The sequence below is a fragment of the Qipengyuania thermophila genome, from assembly GCF_004153605.1.
Classification (GTDB): domain Bacteria; phylum Pseudomonadota; class Alphaproteobacteria; order Sphingomonadales; family Sphingomonadaceae; genus Qipengyuania_B; species Qipengyuania_B thermophila.
In genome coordinates this window covers 122,135-145,253 of record NZ_SDSI01000002.1, presented here as the reverse complement: position 1 = coordinate 145,253, position 23,119 = coordinate 122,135, and the positions used below count along the sequence as shown (strand labels likewise).

Below are 23,119 nucleotides of genomic sequence, written 5' to 3'. Positions count from 1 at the left end.
GACCGAGCGTGTTGACGCGCTGCTCCGGTCATGCGCATGAGTGAATGTTCTCCGTTCAGGCGAAAGACGTCCCTTGCCGCGCTTCAAGCTCAGTTTTCTCGATCGGGTGCCGACCCGCGTGCAGGAGATGGAGTTCGAGGCCGACAGGCTCTCCGATGCCATCGAGATCGCCACCCGCGCCGAAGGGTTCTGCTGCGCCGATCTGCATCAGGACGGTCTTCCGCTCGGCCGGCTCGTGAAATCCGGCCCTCCCGACCGCCCGTTCTGGCGCGTCGTGCCCCGCTGAGCAGGCGCCGGCCGCATGAAGGCCCCTGACCGGCCTAGCCGTCGGGCGCTTCCTGCGCGGATCCCTCGTAGGCCTCGACGATCCGCCCCACGATCGGGTGGCGGACCACGTCCTTCGCGGTGAAGCGCGACACCGCAATCCCCTGGACCCCTTCAAGCCGTTCGACGGCGTCGGCCAGACCGCTCATGCGGTCGCCGCCGGGAATGTCGACCTGCCGCGGATCGCCGCAGACGACCATGCGGCTGTTCTGGCCGAAGCGCGTCAGGAACATCTTCATCTGTTCACGGGTGGTGTTCTGCGCCTCGTCGAGAATGATGAAGCTTTCGGCCAGCGTGCGGCCGCGCATGAAGGCGATGGGCGCAATCTCGATTTCGCCGCTGGCGAGGCGTCGCTCGACCTGCTCGGGCGGCATGCAGTCGTAAAGCGCATCGTATAGCGGCCGCAGATAGGGATCGACCTTCTCCTTCATGTCGCCGGGCAGAAAGCCGAGCCGTTCCCCCGCCTCCACCGCGGGCCGGGACAGGATCAGCCGCTGCACGCTGCCGGTGACCAGCTGGCTGACGGCCTGCGCCACGGCGAGATAGGTCTTGCCGGTGCCGGCCGGTCCGAGCGCGAAGATGATGTCCTCCCGCGCGAGCTGCATCATGTAGGGGATCTGGCCCGGCGAGCGCGGGACGATGGTCTTGCGCCGTGTGCGGATCATCACCGGAGGCGCGTCGTGCCGGCCGGTGATGATGCCTTCCAGCGTCGGCTCGACCGACATGGCGATCAGCGCCTCGACCGCGCCGGAGTCCAGATCCTGTCCCTGCGCCAGCCGGTCATACATCGTGCGCAGGACGTCGCGCGCCCGCGCCACCTCTTCCTCGGCTCCCTCGATGTGGACCGCGCCGCCGCGGGCGCCGATGTAAACGCCCAGCCGGTTTTCGATCTGCACCAGATTGGCATCGAACTGGCCGAACAGCGGCACGAGCAGCGCCTGATTGTCGAAGCTCAGTTCCGCGCGGGCGCGCCGTGCCTCCCGCTGCGGGGCCGGCGGAGGGGAGAAGGACGCAGACGCGTCCCGTGGCGGTTTGCGGGCCATTCCATCCTTTCAGTTGGCCCGCGGATTCTAGGGAAGTCGTCCGCGCGCGCAAGCGTGCTCCGCTGCTGAGCGGAGGCGCGGTTCGGAGTGCAGGTCCGCTGACGGATGTTCAGGCCAGAGGACACGCTCATGCTGCGGCGGCTGCGTCGCCGCCTAAGCGTGCCCGACAGCCCGCGCCCCGAGGGAGTTCGGCCCCGCCTCCACAAGCTCGACAGGCACCAAATCCCCGATGCCGGCCCCCGGTTTGTCGAACCACACCGACTGGAGCCACGGCGACTTGCCGAGCCACTGGCCGGGCGCCTTGCCACGCCGTTCGACGAGAACCGCGCACCGGCGTCCGACGCTCGCGCGGTTGAACGCGAGCTGGTCCCGGTTGAGCGCGGCCTGAAGGCGATGCAGGCGCTCGTCCATGACCTCCCGCGGCACCTGATCCGGCAGACCGGCTGCAGGCGTGCCCGGCCGCGGAGAGTATTTGAAGGAGAAGGCCTGCGCGTAGCCGACCGAGTCGACAAGGGCGAGAGTCGCGGCAAAGTCCGCCTCCGTCTCGCCCGGAAACCCTACGATGAAGTCGCCCGACAGCGCGATGTCCGGCCGCGCGGTCCGGAACCGGTCGAGAAGGCGCAGATATCCGTCTGCCGTATGGCTGCGGTTCATCGCCTTCAGGATCCGGTCGCTGCCCGCCTGCACAGGCAGGTGCAGGAACGGCATCAGCTTGTCCACCTCGCCATGAGCCGCGATCAGCGCTTCGTCCATGTCGGCCGGGTGGCTGGTGGTGTAGCGGATGCGGGCAAGGCCGTCGATGCGTGCCAGCTCCCGGATGAGATCGGCCAAGCCGACCGCCCGGCCACGCCTGTCTTCCCCCCGCCAGGCGGACACGTTCTGGCCGAGGAGCGTGATCTCCCTCGCCCCCGCCTCCACCAGCCGACAGGCTTCCGCCACGAGGTCTGTCCACGGCCGGCTGATCTCGGCGCCCCTTGTGTAGGGGACGACGCAATAGGTGCAGAACTTGTCGCACCCCTCCTGCACGGTGAGAAAGGCGCTCGCCGCCACGCGGCGCCGCTCGGGCAGGGCGGTGAATTTGGCGATGGCGGGCATGTCGGTGTCCGTCACGCGGCGTCCGGCCACGGCGAGGTCCAGCATCTGCGGCAGCCGGTGATACGCCTGCGGTCCGACGACCATGCTGACCGCCGGAGCACGGGTCATGATGTCCTCGCCTTCGGCCTGCGCCACGCAGCCGGCGACAGCGATGAGCGGTGTCTTGCCCGCCTCGCGTCCGGCCTTGGTGATCCGGCCGATGTCGGAATACACCTTTTCGGCCGCCTTCTCGCGGATATGGCAGGTGTTGAGCACCACGAGATCGGCGTCCTCGCCATCGGGGGCCGGCGCAATGCCATGCTCCGCCAGCAGCTCGCCGATGCGCTCGCCGTCATAGACGTTCATCTGGCAGCCGAAGCTCTTGACGCGGAAGGTTCGGGGCGGATCGGTCGGGCGCATGGGACAGGGCGGCCCTACCCGAAGGCCAGGCGACATTCAACGACGGCTCAGTCGATCCGGTAGGCGATCGGCTTGAAGGTCCCGCCGTTGGACGCGTAGGCGGAACAGGCGGTGAGGCCGATGACCAGATCGATGGCGGCCGCAAAGGTGACATGGTCGCCGGGGCGGCTTGGCGGAGGCTCGACACGCAGCGCCCCCGTTGCGGAGTCGAACGGGACGTTCATGAAGATGTTGAGCGCGGTCGGGATCGAATCCTCGGCCACACCGAAGGGGGCGAGCGCCTCCGCCAGATTGCCGAAACAGCCACGATGCACCGGCTTGTCGGGATAGAAATGGCGAAAGGTGTCGGCGCTGCACGGGGTGAGCAGGAAGTCGTGGACGCCCACCGTGTCCTCGACGATCTCGAGCATGACAGCAGAGCGGTTCGACCACAGCCGGTTCCCGGTCGTGAGCTTGAGCGTCTCCTCGTAATCGAAGGTCCGCCCGTTGGAGATCACATGCCGCACATCGGCGGCATCGAAGGCGAGCATGTCGGCGCACTGGGTGCCTTCGGGATCGATCACCGTCAGCCGCTGTCCGGCCCGCAAGGGAAAGGCGACGCCGCTGCGCGGCGGAATGGTGACGCAGGCGCCGCTCACGGCGTGCGCCGGTGAAACGGGCAGCGCCAGTCCGCCTCCACGACGCGGCCGCTGTACTGGCGCGCCTCGCTGCTCTCGCCGTGCACGGCGAGCATCGGATTGATGTCGCCGGCAAGGCTGACGTCGCGATCGAGGATGCGCTCCCGCATGCGGTGATACAGCCCCTTTTCGCGCAGCCGCTCGAACTGCTCGTGCAGGTTGAACACCAGCGTCGGATTGGGAAACCGGCGCGCAGGGCGCGATGCGTGGGGGTGCAGCCCGACGACGAAGAAGGCGGAGCCGCCAAAGCTCAGCGAGAAGTCGGGGCTCTCGGGATCGCTGCTGACCGACGGGTCATAAGGCTGATGCTTCCACACGTCCTTGTCCGACAGCGATTGCAGCCGCTCCCACATCGCCCGCTCGAACGCCAGCTCGGACAGATCCCGCGGCCCCTCGAAGATGACGGCAAAGGAGCGCAGATCATCAGGCGCGAGGTCGAGCGCGGCCCAGTCGAGCAGCGCGTCGTGGATGGCCAGATCGTTCCAGGCACTGGTCAGGTCACGCGCCGCCATGACCTTCATGCGCCCGTTGGCCAGGGCAGATTTCGCCCCGACACAGGGGAAGTCCTTCTGGCGGATCTTGTCGAAAAACGCCTCTTCGGTGGTCAAAGGCTCGCCACCGGCGCCCGCTTCCGTGAACATCCCCCAGCAACGCCACCCCAGGCGTCGGGGTTCCGTCTTGACCTTTGTTTGCAGGGAACGCGTCAGTCCGAGACGGTCGCCCGGACGATCTTGCCCGGATTGCGCGGCGGCTCTCCCTTGGGCAGGGCGTCGACATGCTCCATCCCGCTCTCGACCTGGCCCCACACAGTGTACTGGCGGTCGAGGAACCGGGCATCGTCGAAGCAGATGAAGAACTGGCTGTTGGCGCTGTCCGGAGCGGAGGTGCGGGCCATCGAGCAGGTGCCGCGCACATGCGGCTCGCTGTTGAACTCGGCCCTGAGGTCCGGCTTGTCGCTGCCGCTCATGCCGGTGCCGGTCGGGTCGCCGCCCTGCGCCATGAATCCGGGGATGACGCGGTGGAACACCACGCCGTCATAGAACCCTTCCCGCGCGAGTTCGGTGATCCGCTCCACATGGCCGGGCGCGAGATCGGGCCTGAGGCGAATGACAACATCGCCGTGCTGGCCGTCGCCGGTGTCGAGGGTCAGGGTGAGGGTCTGCGCGGTCATCGGGAGCATCCTTCCACGGCTTGCGCCGGGCCGGATACAGAGACACGGTCCGCTTGTCACCCGGCAGCTTGCTTTTGCATCGTTCAGCCCTAAGGCCGCACTCATGACCACCGAGGCCGAAGAACTCGCCATCGATCCTGCTGCCGGACGGCCGGACAGCGAGAGCGCGCGGCCGGACGATCGCATCGATGACGAGCGCCACGACCGGGAGAACCGGCTCAAGCCGGAATACGTGCGAACCGTACGGGAGGCGCTCGCGGCCGATGACCGCACCACCGTCTATGCGCTGGTCGAGCCGCTCCATCCGGCGGACATTGCCGACCTGCTCGAGCTGCTCGAGCCGGCGGAGCGGAACCACCTCGCGGCGGCGATCACGGACCTCATGTCGGGAGAGGTCATCGCCGAGCTGAACGACTATGTGCGCGAGGACATGATGGAGGCGCTGGACGCCGACACGGTCGCCGCCATCGCCGAGCAGCTCGAAACCGACGATGCGGTGCAGCTGCTGGAAGATCTCGACGGGCCGGAACGGCAGGCGGTGCTTGATGCGCTCGATCCGGAAGACCGTCATCCGATCGAAAGCGCGCTCGCCTACCCGGAGGAGACTGCGGGCCGGTTGATGAACCGGGAGTTCGTCGCCGTGCCGGTGCATCTCACGGTCGGCGACCTCATCGACTTCCTGCGCGAACAGCGCGATCTTCCGGATGAATTCTACGAGGTGTTCGTCGTCGACGCGGCTCACCACCCGGTCGGAACGTGCCAACTGTCGGCCATCCTGCGCACCCCGCGCGCCGTGCCGCTGGCCGAAGTGATGAAGCGTGACCAGACCCTGATCCCGGTCGGAATGGATCAGGAAGAAGTCGCGCTCATGTTCCAGAAGTATGCGCTCATTTCCGCGGCCGTGGTGGACGAGAACGGGCGGCTGGTCGGCCAGATGACGGTGGACGATGTCCTGCACATTGTGTCCGCCGAGGCGCAGGAAGACACCATGCTCCTGTCCGGCGCCGGCGAAGGCGACATCAACGAGCCGATCCGCGACTCCTATAAGGCGCGGGTGCGCTGGCTCCTCGCCAATCTGCTGACCGCGGCGGTCGCCTCGACCGTCATCTCCAACTTCGAGGATGTCATCGCCGCGATGGTGGCTCTGGCGGTGCTGATGCCGATCGTGGCCGGCATCGGCGGCAATGCCGGAACGCAGACGCTCGCGGTGACGGTCCGCGCCCTCGCCACTAACCAACTCACCGCCTCGAACACCTGGCGCGCCGTGCGGCGCGAGATGTCGATCGCGATCCTCAACGGCGGCACCGTGGCCGTGGTCATCGGCCTTGCCGTCAGCGTTCTCTTCGGCACATGGGACGGCTGGAGCCTCGTGGAGCCGAACACGTCCCTTGGCGCGGTCATCGCGATGGCCATGATGGCCAACATCCTCATCGCCGGGTTTGCGGGCGTGTTCGTGCCGCTCACGCTGGAGAAGATGCGCATCGACCCGGCGATCGCCTCGTCCATCTTCGTGACCATGACCACGGACTCGATGGGCTTTCTCGTGTTCCTGGGCCTGGCCAAGGCCGCCGGTCTGACCGGCTGACGCCCTTGGGCGCGGCAAGGGCCGCACCTATCTCGGCGCCATGCCGCTTCACCTCACCAAGATTGCGTTCGGCGCCCGCAGCTTCGAGGACATCGAGAGCTGGTTCGCCGGGCGCCCCCGGCTGAGCGTGAACACGCGCTACCGGCCGAGCCGCTGGGAGCACTGCATCGGCGGCTCGCTGTTCTGGATCCACCAGCACATGCTCGTCGCGCGCTCGCCCATTGCCGGGTTCTCGCCGCAGCCCGACGGGAGGTGGTTCATCGATCTCGAGGCGCAGCTGATCCGCGTCCAGCCGCGGCCTCGGCGGGCGCATCAGGGCTGGCGCTACCTGGAGGCGGCGGATGCTCCGGCCGATCTTGCGCCCGGAGAGGCCGCGGGCGACCTGCTGCCGCCGCGGCTGGGCCGGCGTCTGGCGGAGCTGGGGCTGGTCTAGCAGATGGAACGGGAGAGCGGGCATCGCGCCCGGCAGAAAGTCTCAGGCGTCGATCTGTTCAAGGATGTGGCGGATCACCTGAGGTGCGGGCGTGGGCTTGGGAATGATCATCGCGTTCAGCTCGCGCATCGCCTCGCCCTGCCGGTCAAGGTCGCCCGTGTGGAGCACGAAGGGAATGCCGCGGCTCCGCAACGTTCCGGCAACCTTGCGGCACGTCGCACCGGGCCCGAGGTTCACGTCGAGGATCGCGCCGTCGAATGCATGGCGCTCCAGCAGCGCGTGCGCTTCGTCGCAGGAGGCCGCGACCTGCGCCGTGACGCCTTCGTCTTCGAGGGCAAGCTGCAGGTCGAGCGCGATCATCGGCTCGTCCTCGACGACGAGAATGAGCAGCGGCTGATCTGCGCATTGGATGGCAAGCTGCGTCATCACTGATCCTTTGAGCCGATGGGGATCACCACGCGGGCCACCAAACCGCCCGGGTCCCAGTTTCGATCAAGGGTTCCCTTGGCTACACGCAACAAGGTTTCCACAATGTCAAAGCCGGTGCCTCCGCCTGCGCCACCGCCGGGCGCCTCGACCGGCGGCCCGCCCCGCTCGCACCATTCGATCACGAGGTTCTGCCGCCCATGGCGGTCGCCTTCATGTCGCCAGTCGACGCTCACCTGGCCGCAGTCGCCCGACAGGGCGCCATACTTGGTCGCATTCGTGGCAAGCTCGTGGAGGGTGAGGCCGACCACGGACACAATGTTCGGATCGGTTCTGACGCCGTTCCCCTTGAACACGATCCGGCAGTCCTCCGGATCGTACGGGCGCAGCACGGCGCGGATGGCCTGCCCCACTTCGATCGTGCCGAACGCCGCCTCGTCCAGCGTGTGCTCGTAGGCGCGGCCGAGCGCCTGGATGCGTTCGTTGATCCGGCTCGCGACGGACTGTGCGCCCATGGACCGTCCGGTGACGCTGACGATGCCGCCGATCACCGAGAACATGTTCTTCATGCGATGCGACACTTCGCGCGACATGGCCTTGGCGTGCATCTGCTCCGCGCGGGCGGTGTGGACATCGGTGACGTCCCACTGGCTGCCGAAGTAGTAGAGCAGCCGTCCGTCACGGTCATAGATCGGCCCGAGGTGCAGGGCGTTCCAGAACGTCGTGCCGTCCTTGCGGTAGTTGAGCAGTTCGACGACCGCCACCCGTTCGCTTTCCAGCGCCGCGCGGATTTCGCGCACCTTCGCCGGATCGGTTTCCGGACCCTGCAGAAAGCGGCAGTTGTGGCCGACAATCTCGTCGTTGGCGTACCCGGTCAGCTCGCGAAACGCCCGGTTGGCGAACACGATCGGCTGATCGTCCTGGTTGGGATCGGTGAGGCAGATCGCCATCCGGGTCTGCGCCATCGCCTGTTCGAACAGCATGCCGGACCGCCCGGCAAACTCATCCGTCGCCGGGAGAGCGTCAGCCGCCTTCAGACCGCTGTGTTCGCGATGAGCCATGTCGGACGATTGCAGCGCGCCGAACCGCGCCCGTTCATCTCGCGACACGACGGGAAGAGGTCTTGCCAAACATCAACACGGCGACGGACTAGCAACCTGCAGGTTCCCTGAACAGTAACAAAAGGCAAAATATCCGCCGTGCACCCGCGGCGGGGCTGGCCCGCCGGGGCAAGGCTCACCTCCGCGCACCATCAACCCACCAGCGCAGCAGGGCATGGGCGATCGCGGCAGGCGGTGGCGGACGGAACGGCGGATTGCCGATCTCGCGGTGCGGCGTCGTCGCCTGGGACAGGGCAGCGGCGACTTCGGCGCGGGTGAACCACCGCGCCTCCTCCAGTTCCGCGCCGTCGACATGGAGATCTCTTCCAGCCGCGAGCGCATGGCAGCCGATCATCAGCTGCGAGGGAAAGGGCCAGGGCTGGCTGGCGATGTAGCGCACCTTGCGCACCTGCAGGCCGGCTTCCTCCTCAACCTCGCGGGCGACCGCCTCCTCGATGGTTTCGCCGGGTTCCACAAAGCCGGCCAAGGCGGAGAACACGCCAGGGGGAAACCGGTGCTGTCGGCCCAGCAGCACGGCGTCGTCATGTTCGACAAGCATGATCGTGACCGGATCCGTCCGCGGGAAGTGATCGGCGCCGCATGCAGCGCAGGCGCGTTGCCAGCCGCCGCGTGCCAGCCGGGTGCGTGCGCCGCACCGCGCGCAGAAGCGATGCCGGGCGTGCCAGTCGACGAGGCTCCGGGCGGCGCCATAGATGGCAAGCTCCGAAGGGGAGAGTGTCTGCATCGCGGCCCAGATCGCCGGCTGGGCGTAGGCCGGACCGCCCGCGCCGTGTTCGGGCACGGCGGCAAAGCAAGCCCGCCCGTCGAGCAGGCCGAGGAACACGAGTTCGCTGTCGGGCGGCGCGTTGCCGGGACTGTCCCAGCACAGGCCGCCGTCTGCGGCCGGCACCGGCGCCAATCCATCAAGCATCAGCAGCCGCGCCGCTCCCGTGACGAGGCGGCGGAGCGCCTCGTCGTCGTTGCGCAGCCGGTCCGCCCGGTCGAGCGGGGCGCCAGCGAAGGCGAGCGTCAAGAGCGGCCGGCGATTGCGGCCGCGTCCCGCAGCACGGCGCTCCCGAACGCGGCCGTCAGGGGATAGGCTTCGGCCGGCATGTACTGCGTCATGAGGCTGGCGCGCAGACCGTTGCGCATGTTGACGAAGGCGAGCGTGCCCGCGGCTCCGCCCCAGCCGAAGACGCCGGCCTGCTCACCCCGGCCGACACGGCCGCCGGCGCCAAAACCCTGCCCGTCGACAAAGGTGCCGGTGGTCTGCACGCCTTCCGGCAACAGGTCGGAGGTGCCGACCCGCACCGCCAGCTCGCCCATCACCCGCCGTCCGTCGAGCCGGCCGAACCCGGCCAGCATGCGCAGGAAGCGGTCGTAGTCGCGGGCACTCGACACCAGCCCCGAGCCGCCGAAGGGGAACGCCGGCGCCTGGGCGTAGATCGACAGTTCCGGCGGATCGATAGGTACGAGCGCGCCGGCGACGACACCGTAGTTGGTGGTGAGGCGGGGCAGCTCGCGTTCCGGAACACGGAAGAACGTGCTCGTCATCCCCAGCGGATCGAACAGCCGCTGCTGAAGGAACTGGTCGAAATGCATGCCCGAGGCAACTTCGATGACCCGCCCCAGAAGGTCGAGCGACACCGAATAGCTCCACCGCGTGCCGGGCTGCGCCACCAGCGGCAGGCGCGCCAGATTGTCGGCAAACGCCTCGAGGCTGGGAGCCGGCCGTCCGCGTCCGAACGCCTCGGCCACCGGGAGCCGCGTGACCTGCCCCGGCACGATCCCCGCCGCCTCATAGGCGCGCGCGATCGGTCCTCGCTGCACGACCGAATAACCAAGTCCCGCCGTGTGGGTCAGCAGATGGCGGACCGTGATCGGCCGTGCGGCAGGCTCCAGCTCCGTAAGCGACCCGTCGTAGGTCCGCTGCACCTGCATGGTCCGGAACGCCGGCAGGAGATCGTAGATGGGCTGATCGAGGCCGAGCTTGCCCTCGGCGATCAGGATCATGGCCGCCATGCCCGTGACAGGCTTGGTCATCGAATAGATGCGGAACAGGCTGTCGGGTCCGGCTTCCGGGCCGGCGTCCAGCGCGTGACGTCCGCGGGCAATGGTGACGGCCGGTTGCTGTTGCCAGCCGAGCGTCGCGACCATGTTCGCAACCCGGCGGCTGTTCACATACTCGTCCAGCAACGCCGTGACCGTCGGCCAGCCTGACGCCGCCGGCTGCGCAAGGACACTCCTCGTCAGCGGCCCGGCGCCCAGCAACGCTCCGGCACCCAGAAGGGCACCGCCCCCGCGCAGCAGGTTGCGGCGGGTGAACGCGGCGTCAAACTCGCGAAAGGCCATGGCGATCGTCTCCCGTGGTGGATTGGCCGCCTCTTGTGCGGAGCGGGCAGGCAGGCGTCAACCGCTTGGCAGCAAGGCCCCTTCCCCCTAGCTACGGGTGATGCTCAACGTCATTTCGATCCTCATCGGCCTTGTCGCCCTGCTCATGGCGATCCCGTCGACCATTCCGTTTCTGGGGTGGGGCAACTGGTTTGTCCTGCCGGTGGCGTTGACGGGCGTGGTGGTCGGCGCCCTGTCGCGGCGGAACACGGGTCGCAACCTGTGCCTGATCGTGCTCGTCATCGCCATGCTGCGCCTGATGCTCGGCGGAGGGATCCTGTGACGAGAACGCCAGCCGCACGGCATTCCTGCACACGGTCGGCAGGCCGGCGTCCGGCAGGGTGGGCAGCGGCCACCACTCGCCCTCTGCGGGCAGAGCGTCCGCAGCTTCGGCCCTGTGCACCGTCAGCACCAGCCTCGCATGGCTCAGCGTGTGGCGCAGCGTCCCGACGTCCTGCCAATCGGCCGCAACCGGAGCCGCCGCGGCGCCGTCTGCTGATGCGCTCCAGCCGTCCGTCGGCAGAGCGTGCATGCGCGCGAACAACCCGCGCGGCGGCCGGCGCACGAGCCACACCGCCCGCCGGTTGTGCAGGACGAACACGCGGCCACGCCGCTCGGGCGGAGCGGACCTGCCGTTCTTGCGCGGCAGAACGTCGACCAGCCCGAGGCGAAATGCGGCGCATCGGCTCGAGACAGGACACGCGCCGCACGCGGGGGCGCGCGGACGGCAGACCAGCCGGCCGAGATCCATGACGGCCTGAGCAAAGTCCCCGCAGCGTTCATCCGGGGTGATGGAATCCATCCGCGCCCGGATCAGCGGACGCGCACCCGGCAGGCTGTCCCCGATCGCGAACAGCCGCGCGACAACCCGTTCGACATTCCCGTCGACAACCACCGCGCGCTGACCGAATGCGATCGCCGCGACGGCAGCGGCGGTGTAGGCGCCGACGCCCGGCAACTGACGCAGCGCGCTCTCCGTCGCCGGGAACCCGCCCGCAGCGGCCACCCGCGTCGCGGTTGCAAGAAGATTGCGGGCGCGGGAGTAGTAGCCCAAGCCGGCCCAGGCGCTCAGCACGTCCTCCTCGGGCGCGGCGGCCAGCGCCTCGACGCTTGGCCAGCGGGCGACGAACTGCTGCCAGTAAGGCGCGGCCGCGGCGACCGTCGTCTGCTGGAGCATCACCTCCGCCAGCCACACCCGGTAAGCGTCAGGCTCGCCGTCCCCGGACCGGACGCGCCACGGCAGGGCGACGGCGGCGGTGTCGAACCATGCGAGCAGATCGCCAGCCAAGGTCTGCGCTCTGGCGGACATGGCGCGGCTGTGCCATGGACGCAGGCGGAATGGAACGGGAAGAACACAGCTCCGCGCCTGCCACCGCGGCGTCGCCGCGTCCGAAGCGTCGCGCCTCCCGGACCGCAGCCGTTGCCGATGAACGGCCGCGCGGAGGTCCGGCGCGCGCCATTGCCGATCTGATGCCGCAGGTCGGCGGCACGGCCTTCCGGCGCTTCGGCTTCGTGCAGTCGTCGGTCGTCTCGCGCTGGCCCGAGATCGTCGGCGAGCGCTACAGCCGGGTCACGGCACCCGAATCGATCCGTTTTCCGGCCGGACGACGGGCGGACGGCATTCTCCAGCTGGTCGTGATCCCCGCCCACGCGCCGCTGATCCAGCACGTCACGCCCGAGATCATCGAACGCGTCAACCGCTTCTTCGGTTATCAGGCGGTGAGCCGGGTGAAGCTCCGGCAAGGCGAAGTTAAGGCGCCCCGTGCTCTGGAGCATCGCACCGTGCCTGGCCGGCGTGCGATCCCCTGCGACCTTGGCGAAGGCTTGCGCGGGATCGGAGATCCCGAACTTCGCGCGGTGCTTGAGGGGCTGGCGAGCAGCCTTGCCGCAAAGGAGGATTGGACCCCTTGACTGCACTTTCTGGCAACTGGCGTTCCGCGCCTGTGTTTGCTGCGCTTGCAGCGTTTGCGTTGAGCGCGCCCGTGGCTGCGTCGGCGCAGGACTGGGCGACCACGGCGGTTCCGACCGATGGCGGCTTCCGGATCGGCAACCCCGACGCGCCGGTCAGGCTCACGAGCTTCCTGAGCTACACCTGTCCGGCATGCGGCGCCTTCTCGCGCGAGGCCGAAGGCACTCTGGCGCTCGTCTATGTCGGCGGCGGCCACCTTCAGGTCGAGCATCGCAGCATGGTGCGCGATCCCGTCGACCTCACCGTCACCATGCTCGTGCGGTGCACGCCGCCGCGCCGGATGGCGGCGGCACATGCAATGTTCCTGGAACGGCAGGCAGGCTGGCTCGCACGCGCCCAGTCCGTGCCACAGGCGCAGCAGGCCGTCTGGACCGATGCCTTCACTTCGGCAGAGCGGCGGCGCTCCATTGCCAGCACTCTCGGGCTGCACGCGATGGTCGAGCGGTTCGGCGTCAACCGCATCGCCGCGGACCGCTGCCTGTCGGACAATCGCGAGGCCGCCGCTCTGGTCAGGGCGGCGGAGGGCAACCGCAACCGTTTCGGGGTGACCTCCACTCCAAGCTTCGCCATCGACGGCACGCCCCTTGCCGGAACGCACGACTGGGCCATGCTCCAGCCGCAACTCGACGCGCGGATTGCGGCCTCGCCGCGCCGGACCGCCAATCCCGCCGCACAACGCTGACTCCACTGCATGAGGACTGACTGCATGACGACCCGACTTGCCGGCGGTGCCCGGACGCGCCGCGCCCTGCCTGCCTTCACCCTGCCGCTCGCGCTACTGGCTGCGGGCTGCGGGTCGGGCGGTTCGCCGTCGGCGGGCGCGCTCGAGGGTGATCCGGTCGCCGCAGTGGCCCCGCCGGCGGGGCAGTCATGGACCGATGTGGTGCAGACCACCCCAGAAGGCGGCTTCCTGATCGGCAATCCGCAGGCGCCGATCCAGGTCGTCGAATACCTTTCGCTGACCTGCCCGGCGTGCGCGCAGTTCAACCAGACCGGCACGCCCGAGCTTAAGGAGCGCTATGTCAGCACCGGGCGCGTAAGCCTCGAAATGCGCAACCAGATTCACGGCCCTCACGATCTCGTGCTGGCACGCCTCGTCCGCTGCGGGCCGGAAGGCACGGGCGCTGCCCTGTCGGAGCAGGTGCTCGCCAACCAGCAGGCGCTGCTCGAGCCGGTGTTCGCCAACCAGGCGGCGTTCGAGCAGGCACTCGCCCTGCCCGAGCAGCAGCGCTTCGTACGAGCCGCCGAAGTCGCGGGTTTCTTCGACTTCTTCGCCGCCCGCGGCCTTGGCGAGCAGCAGGCGCGCCAATGCCTTGCCGACTCGGCGTCGCTCGAGCGCCTTGCGCAGCAGTCGCAGACCCAGTCGGAGCAGCTCGACATCCGGGGAACCCCGTCCTTCCTCGTCAATGGGCAGAAGGTCGAGGCGTCCACCTGGGCGCAGCTGGAACCCGTTCTTCAGCGCGCCGGCGCCCGCTGAGGCAGGGTAGGTAAAGCGGCCGCATGCCGCGCCCGCCGCGCGTCAGCGCGTCAGTGCTGCCGCCAGCGTGTTGCGGATCTGGCGCAGACGCTCGGCGAGTTGCTGCGTGTCGAAGGGTGCGGGAGACAAAGGCGGCTCGGCCGCTGCGTGGGTGCGAGCCGGTCCCGTGCTCTCCGCGGCGCCCGCAGCCGTTTTCCGGGCCAATGACAGCGCGACCCGCGCTCCCCTGATCGTGTAACCCTGCCGGTTCAGCAGGTCGTCGATGCGTTTCAGCAGGCGCACGTCCTCCGGGCGATAGTAACGACGCCCGCCGGACCGCTTGAGGGGCTGCAGCTCCGGAAACTGCTGTTCCCAGTATCTGAGCACATGGGGCTTGAGGTCCAGCGCGCGACAGACCTCCCCGATCGTGCGCAAGGCCTCGTCGGTCTTCCCGTCCGGGAACAGGTCGTCTTTCACATGTCGGCCTGCTGGATCCGGTCCTTCATGAGCTGGCTGGCACGGAAGGTGAGCACCCGGCGCGGCGTGATCGGCACCTCCACGCCAGTCTTGGGATTGCGTCCGATCCGTTCGTTCTTGTCGCGGAGAATGAAGCTGCCGAACCCGGAGATCTTCACGTTCTCCCCGTTCGACATCGCCTGGCACATGTGCCGCAGGATCGCTTCGACCAGCTGCAGCGACTCCGCACGCGAAAGCCCCATCTTGCGGTTGATCGTTTCCGCCAGATCAGCCCGGGTCAGGGTTCCCAGCATTCGCATTTTCCGCCTCCCAAAAGCGACGCCACCCGGTTGCACTCTAACACTTATCAAGTGAAAACACAAACGGCGGGCTACATGCGGAGCAGGATGGCACCCCAGGTGAACCCGCCTCCCATCGCTTCCAGCAGGACCAGCTGTCCCGGCTGAACCCGGCCGTCGCGCACCGCCGCATCGAGTGCGAGCGGCACCGACGCCGCGGAGGTGTTGGCATGCCGGTCGACCGTCACGACCACGCGCTCCTCCGGCACGCCGATCTTCCGGGCGGTGGCGGAGAGGATGCGCGCGTTGGCCTGATGCGGAACGATCCAGTCGATGGCGTCGGCGGTGATGCCGGCGCTGCCGATCACGTCCTCCAGCACGGTCGCCAGATTGTGAACGGCATGACGGAAGACCTCGCGCCCGGCCATGCGCAGCTTGCCGACCGTTCCGGTGCTCGACGGGCCGCCATCGACGTACAGAAGGTCCTCGTGCGTGCCGTCGGCGTGCAGCCGCGCGCACAGGATGCCCGGCCCCTCGTCGGCGACGTCCTCGGCCGTCAGCACGACCGCCCCGGCCCCGTCGCCGAACAGCACGCAGGTCGCCCGGTCCTCCCAGTCGAGGATGCGACTGAAGGTTTCGGCACCGATCACCAGCGCCCGCCTGGCGACGCCCGTCCGCAGCAGCGACTCCGCCGTAGCCAGAGCATAGACGAAGCCCGAGCAGACGGCCTGCATGTCGAAGGCGATGCCCCCGCCACAGCCAAGCGCGCGTTGCACGCTCGTGGCGGTGGCCGGAAAGGTGCGGTCAGGCGTGGCGGTTGCCAGAATGATGAGGTCGATCGTCTGCGGATCGATGCCGGCCGCGTCGACGGCCGCACGGGCCGCGGCCGTGGCGAGTGTCCCGGTCGTCTCCCCGTCACCGGCGATGTAGCGCTGCGCAATGCCGGTGCGCTCGCGGATCCACTCGTCGCTGGTGTCCACCGTCTGCGCCAGTTCGGCGTTCGTGACCACCCGCGCCGGCAGCGCCGAGCCCGTGCCGCGGATGACGGCGCGCAGGGTCACGCCGCCTCGGGAGGACGGCCGCCCGACACCTGCCGGTGGGAGAGTTCCTCGAGGTCGGCCGCGATCCGGTCGATGAGCCTGTCTTCCAGCAGCCGGGCCGCAACCGCCACCGCATTGGCCACGCCCAGTGCGTTGGCGCTGCCATGGCTTTTCACGACCACCCCGTTCAGGCCCAGAAACACCGCCCCGTTGTGGTTGTTGGGATCGAGGTGATGGCGCAGCAGCTCCGTGGCCGGACGCGACACCAGAAATCCGATCTTCGAGCGCAGCGAGCTGGTGAACGCCGCCCGCAGCAGGTCGGTGACGAAGCGGGCCGCCCCTTCGATCGCCTTGAGCGCGATGTTGCCGGAGAACCCGTCCGTGACGACGACATCAACGTCGCCGCGGTTGATCTTGTCGGCTTCGATGAAGCCGTCGAACTGCAGCGACAGCCCCTCCGCCCCGCGCAGCAGCGCGGCCGCTTCCTGCAGTTCGTCGGTTCCCTTAATCTCCTCGGTGCCGATGTTCAGCAGCCGCACGCGCGGCGCCGCCCGCCCGGTGGCAATCCGCGAATAGGCCGCGCCCATGATGGCGAACTGCACGAGATTGCGCACGTCCGACTCGCTGTTGGCGCCGAGGTCCAGCATGATGACATCGTTGTCGCCAAGCGTCGGCAGCAACGCCGCCAGCGCCGGGCGGTCGATGCCCGGCATGGTGCGCAGGGCGAGCTTGCTCATCGCCATCAGCGCGCCGGTGTTGCCGGAGCTGACCGCCGCACCGGCGGCCCCGCGCTTCACCGCGTCGATCGCCAGACCCATGGACGTGGTCCGCGCGCGGCGGAGCGCCTGGGTCGGGCGTTCGTCACCGCCCACCACATCGTCGCAGTGGAGGATTTCCGACGCGCCGGACAGGCCGGGGTGATTGTCCAGCGCCGCCTTGATGCGCTGCTCGTCGCCGACGAGGAGGAACTTGAAGCGGTCATGACGGCGCCGCGCGAGCGCAGCGCCCTCGATCATGACACGCACGCCTTCATCGCCGCCCATCGCATCGACGGCGATACGGGGCAGGCTCATCGCGATCTCCGGCAGGCGTGGAGGATCAGGCGCCGACGGCGAGGATTTCGCGGCCGTTGTAGAACCCGCACTTGGTGCACAGATTGTGCGGACGCTTCAGCTCGCCGCAGTTCGAGCACTCGTGAAACGCCTCAACCTTCAGCGCATCGTGCGAACGGCGGTTGCCGCGGCGGTGCGGCGATACTTTTCTCTTCGGGACTGCCATGGTGGCACCTTGTCTTCGTGTTGTCTCGGTACTGCCCGCCCGCCTACGCGACGGACGGCTCTCGCACAAGCCGCCGGGCAGTTGCCAGCACCGGTTCAGCGATGGCGGCGAAGCGCGCGCCTATACGCCATCCTCCGCACAAATCAATCTGGTCGTCACCCTAGGACCGCAGCACCGCGTCGCCGACGAACGGATTGCTGCGCCGTTCCTCGCCGAAGGTGCCGACCGGACCATGGCCAGGAATGAAGGTGATGTCGTCGCCAAGCGGCCAGAGCTTGCCGGTCACCGACTCGATGAGCTGCGCATGGTCGCTGAGCGGGAAATCCGTCCGTCCGACCGACCCCTTGAACAGCACGTCCCCCACCATGGCGAAGCGGCTGGGCGGATGAACGAACACCACATGACCGGGGGTGTGACCGGGACAGTGATAGACGTCGAGGACCAGGTCGCCCACCGTCACCGTGTCTGCGTCCACCAGCCAGCGGTCAGGCTCGAACACGTGCCCGGCGATGCCGAAGCGCTGGCCGTCCTCGTCCAGCCGGGCGATCCAGAAGCGGTCCGCCTCATGCGGGCCCTCGATCGGCACCCCGAGATCGCGGGCCAGCACACCGGCCTCTCCGCAATGGTCGATGTGCCCGTGGGTCAGCAGGATCTTCTCCACCTCCACACCGGCCTTGGCCACCGCCGACTTGATCCGCGGCAGGTCCCCTCCGGGATCGATGAGCGCCGCGCGCCGCGTGGCCGTGCACCAGATCAGCGTGCAATTCTGCTGCAGGGGCGTGACCGGGAGGATGGCGGCCTTCATCGGGGACGAGGGGCGGGTGTCGCTCATGCCGCTGTCCTTGCCACGCCTGCCGCATCCCGCAACCCCCCGCAGCGCGGGTGACGCCCGAAGCCGGTCAGACCCTGCCGCCCTTCCACACCACCCGGCCGATGATTTCCAGTTCCTCGGTGGCGACCTCGACCGGGGGATAGGCCTTGTTCTCGCTGATCAGCATGACGCGGCCGAACCCCTGCGAGGCGACCCGCTTCACCAGCAGCGCGTCGCCCAGACGAACGACGTGGAGGCCGTCCCGGAAGCGATGTGCGGACCGGTCAACGAGAATCTCGTCTCCGTCGCGCAGGACTGGCTCCATCGAGTCGCCGGCGACCCGAATGACCGACAGCCGGTCGGCGGTCAGCCCCTGCGTCCGCAGCCAGCGCCTCGAGAAGCGCAGCGCGTCATAGGGCGTCTCCTCCATTGCCACCGCCCCGCCGCCTGCCGACGCACCGAGGTCGAGCCGCGGGATCTCGGCCCAGCCGCCGTCCGCTGCCGCCTCCGCATGGGAATTTTCCTCCGCACCGAGACTGCGTTCGCTCACCTGCAGAAACTGGCTCAGGATGCGGCGCGCCCTCTCATCCAGACGGCGGGGGCTTCCGCGGGTCACGAACTGGTGCAGATAGCTCGGGTTCCGCCCGATCAAAACCGACAGGCGCGACAGACTGGTGTCCGCAGCCTTGGCCGCCGCCAGCAGCACTTCCCGCGGATCATCGGCATGAGACGCCATGTTTCCCATGTAGTCTCGTTTTTTTCCTAGACAAGTAGGACATCTGGAACAAATCAGGAACGACAGTGATTCTGAAGAGGGAAGCTGATGCTCATCCGCAAAATCGAGCGTTTCCTGCGCGACCACGACATGCCGCCGACGCTGTTCGGGCGCCTCGCGACTCACGATCCGCGCTTCGTGCTCGATCTGCGCAACGGGCGAACGCCGCGTGCCGAGACGGCCCGCCGGGTCGAACAGTTCATGGAGCGGTACGCGTCCGCTCGGCGCGACCCGGCGCGGCGGAGTGCATAGGATGCGGGCGGCGAACAGAGCGCGCGGCGATGGCGCGCGGCTGCGCGAGGCGCTGATGCGGCTCTGCGGGCACGCGGCGTCGGTCCTCAGCCACGAGGAACGGCCATGGTCCAGCATCACCTTCACGGGGTGCCGTCATGTGCTCACGCTCGAATTCGCAGGGAACGGAACGCTGGAGGCAGCCGACCGCTTCATCACCGAGCTGGAGGAGCACGAGTTCAGCCTGCCACGCCGCTTGGTTGCCGATGCCCGGATCACCTCCGTCGATCAGGTGTTCGCGCCCCGGCCACGCGTGGTCGTCACATGTGATCTGCTGCTGCTGGAAGACGGCGGGCCGCCGGTCAGTAGCCCCTGAGAAGATCCATCTGCGGCTGCACCGGCTCACCCGCGTGCCAGCGCGCGAGGTTTTCGACGAAGCGGTCGGCACTGCGCGCGAACATCTTCGTCTGGGCGCGGCCGGACAGGTGCATCGTCAGCAGCGCGTTGGCCGCGGCCCACAACGGATGGCCGGGCGGCAGCGGTTCGGGGTCGGTGACATCCAGCAGCGCCGCCTCGATCCGGCGCTGCGCCAGCGCGGACACGAGCGCCTGCTGGTCCACCACGCTGCCGCGGGCAACGTTCACGAGCACCGCCGTGCCCTTCATCGCGGCCAGCTCGTCCGCACCGATCATCCGCTCGGTTTCCGGCGTGGCGGGAACGGCAAGGATGATCCAGTCGAATTCCCCGAGCCGCGCCCGCCACTCATGCGGGCCGAGCGCCCCGCCCGCGGCTGAACGGCGCACCGCCGTCACCTCCATGCCGAACGCCTCAAGCCTCGTCCTGATCAGCGAACCGATGGCCCCAAGTCCCAGCAGGAGCACGCGCTCGCCCGCCAGCTCGCGCTTGCCCGGACTGTCGTGCAGCCAGTCGCGCCGGTCCTGCGCCCGGACGACCTCAGGAAGTCCCTTGGCATGAGCAAGCATCATCATGACGACGTATTCCGCAATCGTCACGGCGTTGATGCCGGCGCCATTGGTGACCGTCACTCCGCGCTCGTGCAGCAGGTGGAGCGGCAGGAAATCGAGTCCGGCATAGATCGAGTTGAGCCATCGGAGGTTCGTGGCGGCGGTGACCACCTCAACCATCGGTTCCGGCCGGGGGAAGTCGAACCAGCCGATCTCCGCCTGCGGGGCAAGATCCAGCGCTTCTTCCTGCGACAGGAACCAGCGCGGCTCCACCCATGCGGGCAGGCGCGGTTCCACCAGCGGGCGGATCAGGGCGGACAGGACGGCGATGGTCATCCCAGCTTCCACTCCCAGCCCAGCGGATCGCCGTCCATCACCTCGACACCCTGCGCCGCGAGCTCGTCGCGAATGGCATCCGAAGTGGCGAAATCCTTCGCCGCGCGCGCTTCCCTGCGACGTTCGAGCGCGGCTTTGATCTCGGCTTCGGTGATCTGCGCCGCCTTGGGGCGGATCCGAAGGTCGGCGCGGGTGAGGTTGAGGAGGTCGAGGCCGAGCACGCGATCCATGGCCGCGACCAGCGACAGCTTCCGCTCCGGCTCCACCCGCTTCGCGCCGAGCACGTCCTCGAGGCTGGTCAGCGCGATGGCGGTGTTGAGGTCGTCCGAGACTGCGCCATCGAAGGTGTGGAGCTGCCCCTGCAGCCCTCCTGCACCGTCACCCTGGATCTGGTTCAGGGTCCATCTCTTCCCATCGCGCTGAACGCTTTCCGGCAAGTTGGATGCTGAAACGAGTTCAGCATGACGAAGCGTGACAGCCTCCACCGCCATGATCATCCGCTTCAGCCGTGTGAGCGCCGCGTGCAGTCCCTCCCAGCTGAACTCCAGCTCGCTGCGGTAATGCGCCTGCAGGCACATCAGGCGGTAGGCGAGCGGGTGGTAGCCGCGGTCGATCAACAGTTGCAGGCGCAGGAACTCGCCGGACGATTTCGACATCTTGCCCGTTCGGTCGACGAGGAAGTTGTTGTGCATCCAGAAGCGCGCGCCGCTGTTCTCCGCCACGTCGAGGCCATCGGTGCAGCAATGCGCCTGGTTCTGCGCGATCTCGTTCGGGTGGTGGATCTCGCGGTGGTCGATGCCGCCGGTGTGAATGTCGAACGGGAAGCCGAGCACCGCCCCGCTCATCACTGAGCATTCCAGATGCCAGCCCGGCGCGCCGCGGCCCCAGGGCGAGTCCCACTCCATCTGCCGCGTCTCGCCCGCCGGCGTGCGGCGCCAGATGGCGAAATCGGCCGGATTGCGCTTGCCGGCCACGGGGTCGATCCGGCTCTCTCCTTCGTCCGTGCTGGCGCGGGCAAGGCGGCCATAGTCGGCGACGGTGGAGACGTCGAAGTAAAGGCCGCTGTCGATGAGGTAGCAGTGCTTCTCCGCAATTCCTTGCGCGAATGCGATCATCTGCGGCACGTAATCGGTCGCCACCGTCCATTGCGACGGCTCGCGGATGTTGAGCGCCCTGACATCCGCTTTGAACGCGTCGGTGTAGTGCCGCGCGACGTCCCAGATCGACTGTCGCCGCTGCGCGGCCATCTTCTCCAGCTTGTCCTCGCCCGCGTCGGCATCGTCGGTCAGGTGGCCGACATCGGTGATGTTGATGACATGGGTGAGCGTGTAACCCTTCCATTCGAGCACCCGCCCGAGCACATCGGCAAAGACATAGGCGCGCATGTTGCCGATGTGCGGATAGTTGTAGACCGTCGGTCCGCAGGTGTAGACGCGCGCTTCGCCGGGGTGGAGCGGCTGGAACTCTTCAAGTTGCCGGGTGAGGGAATTGTAGAGGCGGAGCGGCGTGTCGGACATGACGTGGCTCTGCCCTGCCGCCGGGGCGACGGTCAATCCCACCCCTCCCAGCGCACCGCCTCGTCCAGCGGGGCGCGCGGAACGGGAAAGGCGTTCACCGCCGCGTCCGGATCGCGGTGCCCGATGGCAAGCCCGCAGAAGAAGATGTGGTCTTCAGGGATGCTGACCACCTCGCGGATCTGGCGTGAATACATCGCCCAGGCTTCCTGAGGGCAGCTGTCCAGACCCTCCTCGCGCAGCAGCAGCATGACGGTCTGCAGCCACATGCCAATGTCGGCCCATTGCGGCGGCCCCATGTAGCGGGGCGTGTGCACCAGCATCAGCACGGGCGCGCCGAAGCCGCGGAAGTTCTGCGCGAACCACATGAGCCGGCCTGCCTTGTTCTCGCGCGGGATGGCAAGCGCGCCGTACAGCGCCTCGCCGACGCCGCGACGCCGCTCCTCGTAAGGTCCGGCAAGATCTCGCGGGTAGATGTCGTATTCGGGAGATTGCGCCTCCCTGCCGTGAGCGAGAACCGCCCCGACAGCCTCGTGGAGGCGGGAAAGCGGCGCCCCGGTCAGGACGACGCCGTGCCAGGGCTGCGTGTTGCCCCCCGACGGGGCGCGCTGCGCCTGCTCGAGTATCCGGCGGAGCGTGTCGCGGGACACCGGATCGGCGGTGAAGGCGCGCACGGAGCGGCGGGTGGCGACAGCTTGCGAGACGTCCATGGCGGGTCGGTTCCTTTCGGCGGTCATGCTCCCGCTGCGCGCAAGCACCGATCGCGCAGGCACGCAAGACACAAGGGGCGATGCTAAGGGTTTGTTTACCCGGCTCTCCGAAGGTGAAGCCAGACCATCCTCACGGGCGAGCCATGGCAGGCATGACACAGCACGACACCCAGTTCGCCCAGTGGCCGCAGCGTCTGACGCAGCGGCAGGAGCTCAGGCTTCGTCTCGTGGCTCAGGTCAAGGACGGCACGGTTGCGGTCGAAGCGCTCAACATTTCGCGCACGGGTTTTCTCGTCCGCACTGCCGCGCCTCTGTCCGAAGGCGACCGCCTGTCGCTCATCCTCCCCGAGGCTGGACCGCGCGAGGCGGCCGTGGTCTGGCGGAGCGGCAATCTGGCCGGCTGCAACTTCGACGCGCCGCTGTCGCGCGCCGCGCTCAGCGCCGCGCTGCTGCAGGGAGAGGCACGGCGACCGCAGCCGGAGGAGCGCGCGGCCGCGGGTTCGGATGCGAGCGCAGGTGAGACTGACGGCCGTCCGCTGTCGGTGCGCGCCAAGCTCTTCATCATGATCGCCGGCGCGGTCATACCTTGGGCGGTGCTGGCCGCAGCGTTTTCCGCCCTGTTCTAGCCTGCGGCG

29 protein-coding genes are annotated in these 23,119 nt (G+C 68.3%); 9 read left to right on the top strand and 20 right to left on the bottom strand.

What is annotated here, in order from left to right; all coding sequences use genetic code 11:
• Positions 1 to 73 precede the first annotated feature (73 nt).
• Positions 74 to 286: a hypothetical protein gene (locus tag ETO60_RS04950; protein WP_130003371.1), complete on the top strand. Its 213-nt coding sequence runs from the start codon at positions 74 to 76 to the stop codon at positions 284 to 286.
• A gap of 34 nt (positions 287 to 320) precedes the next feature.
• On the opposite strand, the gene ETO60_RS04945 is transcribed toward ETO60_RS04950, so the two are convergent.
• The 5 genes from ETO60_RS04945 to ETO60_RS04925 form a co-directional block, all read right to left on the bottom strand.
• Entirely contained in the window at positions 321 to 1,367 is a 1,047-nt protein-coding gene (locus tag ETO60_RS04945) for a PhoH family protein (protein WP_130003369.1), read from the bottom strand.
• Between the two features lie 153 nt (positions 1,368 to 1,520).
• Positions 1,521 to 2,861, bottom strand: a complete 1,341-nt coding sequence (miaB, locus tag ETO60_RS04940) for a tRNA (N6-isopentenyl adenosine(37)-C2)-methylthiotransferase MiaB (RefSeq protein WP_130003367.1) — start codon at positions 2,859 to 2,861, stop codon at positions 1,521 to 1,523.
• Between the two features lie 47 nt (positions 2,862 to 2,908).
• Positions 2,909 to 3,499: a DUF1989 domain-containing protein gene (locus ETO60_RS04935; RefSeq protein WP_130003365.1), complete on the bottom strand. Its 591-nt coding sequence runs from the start codon at positions 3,497 to 3,499 to the stop codon at positions 2,909 to 2,911.
• A complete protein-coding gene (gntA, locus tag ETO60_RS04930; RefSeq protein WP_130003363.1) occupies positions 3,496 to 4,179 on the bottom strand; it encodes a guanitoxin biosynthesis heme-dependent pre-guanitoxin N-hydroxylase GntA in 684 nt (227 codons plus the stop codon). The genes ETO60_RS04935 and gntA overlap by 4 nt, the downstream gene beginning before the upstream one ends.
• 62 nt (positions 4,180 to 4,241) lie before the next feature.
• Complete coding sequence (locus ETO60_RS04925) at positions 4,242 to 4,709, bottom strand: peptidylprolyl isomerase (protein WP_130003361.1); 468 nt, start codon at positions 4,707 to 4,709, stop codon at positions 4,242 to 4,244.
• A 103-nt stretch (positions 4,710 to 4,812) separates the two neighbouring features.
• Here ETO60_RS04925 and mgtE point away from each other — a divergent pair, with 103 nt between their 5' ends.
• Both mgtE and ETO60_RS04915 read left to right on the top strand, forming a co-directional pair.
• Positions 4,813 to 6,294: a magnesium transporter gene (gene mgtE / locus ETO60_RS04920; protein WP_130003359.1), complete on the top strand. Its 1,482-nt coding sequence runs from the start codon at positions 4,813 to 4,815 to the stop codon at positions 6,292 to 6,294.
• Between the two features lie 40 nt (positions 6,295 to 6,334).
• A complete protein-coding gene (locus ETO60_RS04915; RefSeq protein WP_130003357.1) occupies positions 6,335 to 6,727 on the top strand; it encodes a DUF1489 family protein in 393 nt (130 codons plus the stop codon).
• 42 nt (positions 6,728 to 6,769) lie between these two features.
• Here ETO60_RS04915 and ETO60_RS04910 read toward each other — a convergent pair whose 3' ends face one another.
• From ETO60_RS04910 to ETO60_RS04890, 5 genes are all read right to left on the bottom strand, one after another.
• Positions 6,770 to 7,153 (bottom strand): response regulator, encoded by a 384-nt coding sequence (locus ETO60_RS04910; protein WP_130003355.1) that lies wholly within the window; start codon positions 7,151 to 7,153, stop codon positions 6,770 to 6,772.
• The gene (locus tag ETO60_RS04905; RefSeq protein WP_315850267.1) at positions 7,153 to 8,262 is read right to left on the bottom strand and encodes a PAS domain-containing protein; all 1,110 of its coding nucleotides are present in this window, start codon (positions 8,260 to 8,262) and stop codon (positions 7,153 to 7,155) included. Before ETO60_RS04905 ends, ETO60_RS04910 begins: the two co-directional genes overlap by 1 nt.
• 127 nt (positions 8,263 to 8,389) lie before the next feature.
• Positions 8,390 to 9,286: an NAD(+) diphosphatase gene (gene nudC, locus ETO60_RS04900; RefSeq protein ID WP_130003353.1), complete on the bottom strand. Its 897-nt coding sequence runs from the start codon at positions 9,284 to 9,286 to the stop codon at positions 8,390 to 8,392.
• Positions 9,283 to 10,605 (bottom strand): serine hydrolase domain-containing protein, encoded by a 1,323-nt coding sequence (locus ETO60_RS04895; protein WP_130003351.1) that lies wholly within the window; start codon positions 10,603 to 10,605, stop codon positions 9,283 to 9,285. Before ETO60_RS04895 ends, nudC begins: the two co-directional genes overlap by 4 nt.
• Positions 10,606 to 10,696: 91 nt before the next feature.
• Positions 10,697 to 11,953, bottom strand: a complete 1,257-nt coding sequence (locus ETO60_RS04890; protein WP_130003349.1) for an A/G-specific adenine glycosylase — start codon at positions 11,951 to 11,953, stop codon at positions 10,697 to 10,699.
• Positions 11,954 to 11,982: 29 nt separating this feature from the next.
• On the opposite strand from ETO60_RS04890, the gene ETO60_RS04885 reads away from it, so the two are divergent.
• Genes ETO60_RS04885 through ETO60_RS04875 form a run of 3 tightly spaced genes read left to right on the top strand, consistent with a single transcriptional unit; the run spans position 11,983 to position 14,090 of the window.
• Positions 11,983 to 12,555, top strand: coding sequence for a DUF721 domain-containing protein (locus ETO60_RS04885; RefSeq protein WP_130003347.1), 573 nt, complete (start codon positions 11,983 to 11,985; stop codon positions 12,553 to 12,555).
• A 59-nt stretch (positions 12,556 to 12,614) separates the two neighbouring features.
• Positions 12,615 to 13,295 carry a thioredoxin domain-containing protein gene (locus ETO60_RS04880; RefSeq protein WP_165362121.1) on the top strand — a complete coding sequence of 227 codons (681 nt, stop codon included), beginning with the start codon at positions 12,615 to 12,617 and terminating at the stop codon, positions 13,293 to 13,295.
• A 24-nt stretch (positions 13,296 to 13,319) separates the two neighbouring features.
• Positions 13,320 to 14,090 (top strand): DsbA family protein, encoded by a 771-nt coding sequence (locus tag ETO60_RS04875; protein WP_130003343.1) that lies wholly within the window; start codon positions 13,320 to 13,322, stop codon positions 14,088 to 14,090.
• Between the two features lie 42 nt (positions 14,091 to 14,132).
• Here ETO60_RS04875 and ETO60_RS04870 read toward each other — a convergent pair whose 3' ends face one another.
• The 7 genes from ETO60_RS04870 to ETO60_RS04840 all read right to left on the bottom strand — a co-directional run bounded on the left by ETO60_RS04870 (position 14,133) and on the right by ETO60_RS04840 (position 18,689).
• A complete protein-coding gene (locus tag ETO60_RS04870; RefSeq protein WP_130003342.1) occupies positions 14,133 to 14,546 on the bottom strand; it encodes a MerR family transcriptional regulator in 414 nt (137 codons plus the stop codon).
• Entirely contained in the window at positions 14,543 to 14,845 is a 303-nt protein-coding gene (locus ETO60_RS04865; protein ID WP_165362120.1) for an integration host factor subunit alpha, read from the bottom strand. The genes ETO60_RS04870 and ETO60_RS04865 overlap by 4 nt, the downstream gene beginning before the upstream one ends.
• Positions 14,846 to 14,916: 71 nt before the next feature.
• Positions 14,917 to 15,885: a beta-ketoacyl-ACP synthase III gene (locus tag ETO60_RS04860; protein ID WP_130003340.1), complete on the bottom strand. Its 969-nt coding sequence runs from the start codon at positions 15,883 to 15,885 to the stop codon at positions 14,917 to 14,919.
• Positions 15,882 to 16,937 (bottom strand): phosphate acyltransferase PlsX, encoded by a 1,056-nt coding sequence (plsX, locus tag ETO60_RS04855; protein ID WP_130003338.1) that lies wholly within the window; start codon positions 16,935 to 16,937, stop codon positions 15,882 to 15,884. Before plsX ends, ETO60_RS04860 begins: the two co-directional genes overlap by 4 nt.
• Before the next feature lie 25 nt (positions 16,938 to 16,962).
• Positions 16,963 to 17,142: a 50S ribosomal protein L32 gene (gene rpmF, locus ETO60_RS04850; RefSeq protein WP_130003336.1), complete on the bottom strand. Its 180-nt coding sequence runs from the start codon at positions 17,140 to 17,142 to the stop codon at positions 16,963 to 16,965.
• A 160-nt stretch (positions 17,143 to 17,302) separates the two neighbouring features.
• The gene (locus ETO60_RS04845) at positions 17,303 to 17,974 is read right to left on the bottom strand and encodes an MBL fold metallo-hydrolase (RefSeq protein ID WP_315850266.1); all 672 of its coding nucleotides are present in this window, start codon (positions 17,972 to 17,974) and stop codon (positions 17,303 to 17,305) included.
• A 67-nt stretch (positions 17,975 to 18,041) separates the two neighbouring features.
• Complete coding sequence (locus ETO60_RS04840; protein ID WP_234026336.1) at positions 18,042 to 18,689, bottom strand: S24 family peptidase; 648 nt, start codon at positions 18,687 to 18,689, stop codon at positions 18,042 to 18,044.
• Between the two features lie 87 nt (positions 18,690 to 18,776).
• On the opposite strand from ETO60_RS04840, the gene ETO60_RS04835 reads away from it, so the two are divergent.
• Positions 18,777 to 18,980: a hypothetical protein gene (locus ETO60_RS04835; RefSeq protein WP_130003332.1), complete on the top strand. Its 204-nt coding sequence runs from the start codon at positions 18,777 to 18,779 to the stop codon at positions 18,978 to 18,980.
• A gap of 1 nt (position 18,981) precedes the next feature.
• A complete protein-coding gene (locus ETO60_RS04830; protein ID WP_234026335.1) occupies positions 18,982 to 19,335 on the top strand; it encodes a hypothetical protein in 354 nt (117 codons plus the stop codon).
• Here the strand turns inward: ETO60_RS04830 and ETO60_RS04825 are convergent.
• From ETO60_RS04825 to ETO60_RS04815, 3 genes are read right to left on the bottom strand one after another with little or no spacing between them, the layout of a single operon-like run.
• Positions 19,322 to 20,260: a D-2-hydroxyacid dehydrogenase gene (locus tag ETO60_RS04825; protein WP_130003330.1), complete on the bottom strand. Its 939-nt coding sequence runs from the start codon at positions 20,258 to 20,260 to the stop codon at positions 19,322 to 19,324. The two genes, ETO60_RS04830 and ETO60_RS04825, sit on opposite strands and share 14 nt — an antisense overlap.
• Positions 20,257 to 21,777: a cysteine--tRNA ligase gene (gene cysS, locus ETO60_RS04820; protein ID WP_130003328.1), complete on the bottom strand. Its 1,521-nt coding sequence runs from the start codon at positions 21,775 to 21,777 to the stop codon at positions 20,257 to 20,259. The genes ETO60_RS04825 and cysS overlap by 4 nt, the downstream gene beginning before the upstream one ends.
• Before the next feature lie 32 nt (positions 21,778 to 21,809).
• The gene (locus ETO60_RS04815) at positions 21,810 to 22,484 is read right to left on the bottom strand and encodes a nitroreductase (RefSeq protein ID WP_130004535.1); all 675 of its coding nucleotides are present in this window, start codon (positions 22,482 to 22,484) and stop codon (positions 21,810 to 21,812) included.
• 152 nt (positions 22,485 to 22,636) lie between these two features.
• On the opposite strand from ETO60_RS04815, the gene ETO60_RS04810 reads away from it, so the two are divergent.
• Positions 22,637 to 23,110 carry a PilZ domain-containing protein gene (locus ETO60_RS04810; protein WP_165362119.1) on the top strand — a complete coding sequence of 158 codons (474 nt, stop codon included), beginning with the start codon at positions 22,637 to 22,639 and terminating at the stop codon, positions 23,108 to 23,110.
• Positions 23,111 to 23,119 lie beyond the last annotated feature (9 nt).

Excerpts from the sequence above, each read along its gene's own strand:
- ETO60_RS04945 (WP_130003369.1), bottom strand. The coding sequence starts at position 1,367 with ATGGCCCGCAAACCGCCACGGGACGCGTCTGCGTCCTTCTCCCCTCCG.
- miaB (WP_130003367.1), bottom strand. The coding sequence starts at position 2,861 with ATGCGCCCGACCGATCCGCCCCGAACCTTCCGCGTCAAGAGCTTCGGC.
- gntA (WP_130003363.1), bottom strand. The coding sequence starts at position 4,179 with ATGTTCACGGAAGCGGGCGCCGGTGGCGAGCCTTTGACCACCGAAGAG.
- ETO60_RS04925 (WP_130003361.1), bottom strand. The coding sequence starts at position 4,709 with ATGACCGCGCAGACCCTCACCCTGACCCTCGACACCGGCGACGGCCAG.
- mgtE (WP_130003359.1), top strand. The coding sequence starts at position 4,813 with ATGACCACCGAGGCCGAAGAACTCGCCATCGATCCTGCTGCCGGACGG.
- ETO60_RS04915 (WP_130003357.1), top strand. The coding sequence starts at position 6,335 with ATGCCGCTTCACCTCACCAAGATTGCGTTCGGCGCCCGCAGCTTCGAG.
- ETO60_RS04910 (WP_130003355.1), bottom strand. The coding sequence starts at position 7,153 with ATGACGCAGCTTGCCATCCAATGCGCAGATCAGCCGCTGCTCATTCTC.
- ETO60_RS04895 (WP_130003351.1), bottom strand. The coding sequence starts at position 10,605 with ATGGCCTTTCGCGAGTTTGACGCCGCGTTCACCCGCCGCAACCTGCTG.
- ETO60_RS04890 (WP_130003349.1), bottom strand. The coding sequence starts at position 11,953 with ATGTCCGCCAGAGCGCAGACCTTGGCTGGCGATCTGCTCGCATGGTTC.
- ETO60_RS04885 (WP_130003347.1), top strand. The coding sequence starts at position 11,983 with ATGGAACGGGAAGAACACAGCTCCGCGCCTGCCACCGCGGCGTCGCCG.
- ETO60_RS04875 (WP_130003343.1), top strand. The coding sequence starts at position 13,320 with ATGACGACCCGACTTGCCGGCGGTGCCCGGACGCGCCGCGCCCTGCCT.
- ETO60_RS04865 (WP_165362120.1), bottom strand. The coding sequence starts at position 14,845 with ATGCGAATGCTGGGAACCCTGACCCGGGCTGATCTGGCGGAAACGATC.
- plsX (WP_130003338.1), bottom strand. The coding sequence starts at position 16,937 with ATGAGCCTGCCCCGTATCGCCGTCGATGCGATGGGCGGCGATGAAGGC.
- rpmF (WP_130003336.1), bottom strand. The coding sequence starts at position 17,142 with ATGGCAGTCCCGAAGAGAAAAGTATCGCCGCACCGCCGCGGCAACCGC.
- ETO60_RS04845 (WP_315850266.1), bottom strand. The coding sequence starts at position 17,974 with ATGAGCGACACCCGCCCCTCGTCCCCGATGAAGGCCGCCATCCTCCCG.
- ETO60_RS04840 (WP_234026336.1), bottom strand. The coding sequence starts at position 18,689 with ATGGCGTCTCATGCCGATGATCCGCGGGAAGTGCTGCTGGCGGCGGCC.
- ETO60_RS04835 (WP_130003332.1), top strand. The coding sequence starts at position 18,777 with ATGCTCATCCGCAAAATCGAGCGTTTCCTGCGCGACCACGACATGCCG.
- ETO60_RS04830 (WP_234026335.1), top strand. The coding sequence starts at position 18,982 with ATGCGGGCGGCGAACAGAGCGCGCGGCGATGGCGCGCGGCTGCGCGAG.
- ETO60_RS04825 (WP_130003330.1), bottom strand. The coding sequence starts at position 20,260 with ATGACCATCGCCGTCCTGTCCGCCCTGATCCGCCCGCTGGTGGAACCG.
- cysS (WP_130003328.1), bottom strand. The coding sequence starts at position 21,777 with ATGTCCGACACGCCGCTCCGCCTCTACAATTCCCTCACCCGGCAACTT.
- ETO60_RS04815 (WP_130004535.1), bottom strand. The coding sequence starts at position 22,484 with ATGGACGTCTCGCAAGCTGTCGCCACCCGCCGCTCCGTGCGCGCCTTC.
- ETO60_RS04810 (WP_165362119.1), top strand. The coding sequence starts at position 22,637 with ATGACACAGCACGACACCCAGTTCGCCCAGTGGCCGCAGCGTCTGACG.